Source organism: Marinobacter persicus, assembly GCF_900114155.1.
GTDB lineage: Bacteria > Pseudomonadota > Gammaproteobacteria > Pseudomonadales > Oleiphilaceae > Marinobacter > Marinobacter persicus.
The window spans coordinates 1-3,923 of record NZ_FOSC01000020.1; the positions used below are offsets into that span (position 1 = coordinate 1).

Below are 3,923 nucleotides of genomic sequence, written 5' to 3' on the forward strand. Positions count from 1 at the left end.
ACCAGGCGCAGCAGTTCGCGGCCGATGGCCGCCGGACGCCCTTTACGTGGCTCCTTCGTCGCCACTCCAAGGTCGCCGCTGTGCTTCGGCGTTAAACATAAATTGATCTGAACAATCTGGAAGTGAAAATGCCACATAGTGAAGAGTGTAGAAAAATAGCTGAGATTATAGAGGGCTACAGAGGTGGAGAGTTTGGCACCTACGATTCTTCGCATGTGGAAAGGTGGATTGCTCAATTTGATGAAGATGAGCAAGAAACTGTCCTATTGGAAACGCTAAAAATCCTCAAAAGGAACTACATCACAGCCGACAATTTCACACAATTTGTTAATACTTTGATTGACTCTGACTCTGTCTATAATGGCGAAAAGGATAATTATTGGAGGTCTGTTTCTCTACTTGATATACAAAAGAATGGGAATAGCCAAGATGAGCTAAACGATATCTTAGTACAGGCTATCAGCGAGCGATATAGTGTGAGTGAGATTATAGGAAAAGAATCTGATGAATTTATATATTTAGACGATTTTATTTTTTCGGGAAATCGGCTGCACTCAGATATGCAAGACTGGATTGTTAACACAGCCCCAAATGAATGCCGCGTATGCGTAATTACAATAGGCTGGTTTATATATGGGCAGTGGAGTACTGAGAAAAGGCTAAAAAAGATTGCTGAGGAATCAGGAAAAAATATCAAATTCGTGTTTGTATCTTATACAGAGTTTCGTCTTGAGAACAGATTGTATAGAAAAGACTATTCTGAGGTTTTCTGGCCCACAGATTCAATAGCCAATCTTGATGACTATGATAATTGGTTTAGAAATGAAAATTTCGACCCAAAATATAGACAAGAAAATGGAGTGAAAAATAAAATCTTTTCTAATTCTCGTAGAGAGGATTATGAGCGGATTATGTTTAAATATGGGCTAAAAATTATGGGCTTTTCTTCTCAAAATAGTGGAGTTGTAAAGCCATTAGGATATTCAACATTCCGAGGGTTCGGATTTGGTTCTACTGTTTTTAGTTTTAGAAATTGCCCAAATAACAACCCATTAGCTTTCTGGTGGGGTGATCCCACTGCTAGCTCATCGCATCCGTTTAGTAAATGGTATCCATTGTTACAAAGGAAAACGTATGGATCCTAATTTATTGAAGGGTAACTTTCGCACCTACTCTCGAGATAAGTCTGTCATATTCAAAAAGACATCCGAAAGGTGGGGTGGGTTTTCAAATATGGCTCCCGGATACCCACTGTGTGTTAATGGCGTTTACATACGTAGTTCAGAAGCACTGTACCAAGCCTGCCGCTATCCGAATAATCCAGAAATTCAGAAGAAGATTATTCATCAAAGTAGCCCTATGACAGCAAAAATGGTTGGGAAACCAAATAGGGCTGATACAAGGGAAGACTGGCAGAAAACCCGTATAATCATTATGAAATGGAGTCTGAGGGTAAAACTTGCTCAAAATTATGAAAAATTTTCCGCCCTTTTGAAAGAATCGGGAGACAATCCGATTGTAGAGAGTTCAAATAAAGATGATTTTTGGGGCGCTAAACCGGTTGACCAACAAACTCTTGTTGGAGTTAATGCTCTCGGTCGTCTGCTCATGGAATTAAGGGCGCTAGTTGAAAATTCGTCAAAAGATCAGCTATCAATTGTACCTGTTCCAAATATCAGTAATTTTCTACTATTGGGTGATGAGATAAGGGAAGTTCACGCTAGTGATGTGCAGCCTTATAGTAACCCACAGAGCCAGTTCGATGTTTAACAAGCGGTTGCAGCGGATTCGCTGCGCTCACCGCTGAACCGAACGTTATATGTATCCAATCAGAGGGTAGTCGATGCTTTACGAGGTAGATGAGAAGTCAGGTGTACTGCGATCGGTAAAGTCTTCGTGGATGCCGCGTGAGCTTGATATAGAGAAATATCTCATCACTAGAGAAGATGATGGCCCGCCAATTCTCTCTGAAGCTGTTTTTGGTGAACCGTTGTTGCTTTTGAGCAACCAAGTACGAACCCGCAACAAGAAAAGAGCCGACATCCTCGCAATGGATCGAGCGGGTAACGGCGTAGTAATCGAGCTCAAGCGGGACCAAGGGCATCTTGGTGTCGAAACGCAAGCACTTCAGTATCTGGCGGATTTTTCAGCTTATTCAGGAAAGAATTTCATTAAAAAATTTGGTCAAAAGGACACGCTATCCGAGGATGTGATCCTCGGATTTGTCGGGGACAATGCTGAGATCGAAGATTTGAACCGCAACTCCCGTGTAATCTTGATGGCAAGATCCTTTGATTCAACACTTTTCTCTATGGGGGAGTGGTTGAGCTCCAAGGGAATATCATTCCGCTGTATAACTTATTCCCCGGTAGAAATAGAAGGCAAGAAATTACTCTCATTTTCCGTGGTGTTTGATAGAGCAAACGAAGCGCTGTATCCAGTCAGTTTTGCGTCAACTGTTCGGGAGCCGGGCTACTATTGGCACAATATTGCCAGAGCTGACCAAGATTGGTGGACATTTCTGGTAGATAATCGGCAAATTCCGGCTTGTTTCGAGAATTCGCCTGGTGATCAAGGTGAGAAGATCCTGACAAGGTACATTCCGGGTGACATCGTCGTTGCGTACGCGAAAGGGTTTGGAGCAGTTGGGTGGGGAGTCGTAACAGACCCTGCTAAATATCGGTTAATAGCAGTTGGGGATAAGGGAGACCGGTTGGATGGTAATTGCAGGCATAGGCTTCAGGTAAAGTGGAAGGCTACCGCTAAGGCCTTAAACGAGGGGATTTCACCTGAGACCGTCCGTCAGCAGTTTGGCATCTACCATCCGGTTAGCACTTCTGTTTCCATTGATTCGGAAAAGTGCCGAGGTTTAATCGAGCGCATGAATGAGAAATTCAACATATAACAAGGCCATCAAATTCGCTACGGCCACAAAAGACGTGGCCTCCACCGGACGTCCCTGTCGGGCCGCCGTTTATGGCTGGCGTTATGCATCAAGGAGTAAGGTGTGAAAGTCTCTAAAACCTCCTCAGATTATGAGAAGTTGGCTCAGAAAATTTATGGAGAAATCCTTGCTCTTCAGGGTGTTGAGAATATTGACGTAAGACATAATGTGAAGATCAAGGGAAAGTCTGGCGTCGAGCACCAAATAGATGTTTTTTGGGAGTATAAATACGCGGGGATAGTTCACCGGGTACTTATAGAATGTAAGCACTATGGCCACGCAGTTAGTTTGTTGCATGTTAGAAACCTACATTGACTTACAACGGACATTCCCAATAGCACAGGAATAATAGTTACAACTATAGGCTTTCAATCCGGCGCGAAGGAATATGCAGATTTTTACGAAATGGGCCTAAAACTGATAAGAAGACCTCGCGGGGACGACTGGGATGGCTGCATCCAAATAGTCAATATTCAAATGAAATTTCTCAGAAACCATTATCTTGATTTCAAATTAGAATTTGACGGAAAAGATCATGTGACCAGAGAGATAGCCGAGAAAGACCCATCGGTAAGGTCTTTCAATTCAACTGAAATAGTTATCAGAGACGAGGGGCATGAGCCCTGTGCTTTTAACCTATGGCTTGATCGCCATGTTTCGGCAGGATCAGATGGATTTGGTGTAGAGAGTCAGAAAACGCTGGTTCCTAAGAACTCGTACCTCGTAACTCCAGATAATCAAGAACTAAAGCTGGGGAGAGTCGTGGTCACGTACATGTCTACGCAGTTTGACCAGGACCTCCAAATTGATGCTATGAATCTCGTAGAGGCGGTGCTTCAGGACTTCAGTAGTGGCGAGGTCGAGCACATGCATCATAAAAATGCATAACAAGTGACTGTGGTGTCAATTCCATAAATTAAGCCATTTCAGCCCGCCATGGTTCCTGGTTTTTGATCATGGTATTGAGCACCACAATCAT

4 protein-coding genes are annotated in these 3,923 nt (G+C 43.2%); all 4 read left to right on the top strand.

Features of this window, described 5'->3' with window-relative positions; genetic code table 11:
- Nucleotides 1–128: 128 nt before the first annotated feature.
- Nucleotides 129–1,145 carry a phosphoribosyltransferase-like anti-phage protein gene (locus BMZ63_RS14775; protein WP_091706685.1) on the top strand — a complete coding sequence of 339 codons (1,017 nt, stop codon included), beginning with the start codon at nt 129–131 and terminating at the stop codon, nt 1,143–1,145.
- A complete protein-coding gene (locus tag BMZ63_RS14780) occupies nt 1,135–1,770 on the top strand; it encodes an NADAR family anti-phage protein (protein ID WP_091706687.1) in 636 nt (211 codons plus the stop codon). Before BMZ63_RS14775 ends, BMZ63_RS14780 begins: the two co-directional genes overlap by 11 nt.
- Before the next feature lie 73 nt (nt 1,771–1,843).
- On the top strand, nt 1,844–2,905 hold the full coding sequence (locus BMZ63_RS14785; protein ID WP_091706689.1) for a PDDEXK family nuclease: 1,062 nt from the start codon (nt 1,844–1,846) through the stop codon (nt 2,903–2,905).
- Nucleotides 2,906–3,349: 444 nt separating this feature from the next.
- Nucleotides 3,350–3,832, top strand: coding sequence for a hypothetical protein (locus BMZ63_RS14795; protein WP_091706693.1), 483 nt, complete (start codon nt 3,350–3,352; stop codon nt 3,830–3,832).
- Nucleotides 3,833–3,923: the final 91 nt, after the last annotated feature.

Bases quoted from the DNA above. Each gene is read 5' to 3' on its own strand.
- BMZ63_RS14775 (WP_091706685.1), top strand. From the start codon at position 129: ATGCCACATAGTGAAGAGTGTAGAAAAATAGCTGAGATTATAGAGGGC.
- BMZ63_RS14780 (WP_091706687.1), top strand. From the start codon at position 1,135: ATGGATCCTAATTTATTGAAGGGTAACTTTCGCACCTACTCTCGAGAT.
- BMZ63_RS14785 (WP_091706689.1), top strand. From the start codon at position 1,844: ATGCTTTACGAGGTAGATGAGAAGTCAGGTGTACTGCGATCGGTAAAG.
- BMZ63_RS14795 (WP_091706693.1), top strand. From the start codon at position 3,350: ATGGGCCTAAAACTGATAAGAAGACCTCGCGGGGACGACTGGGATGGC.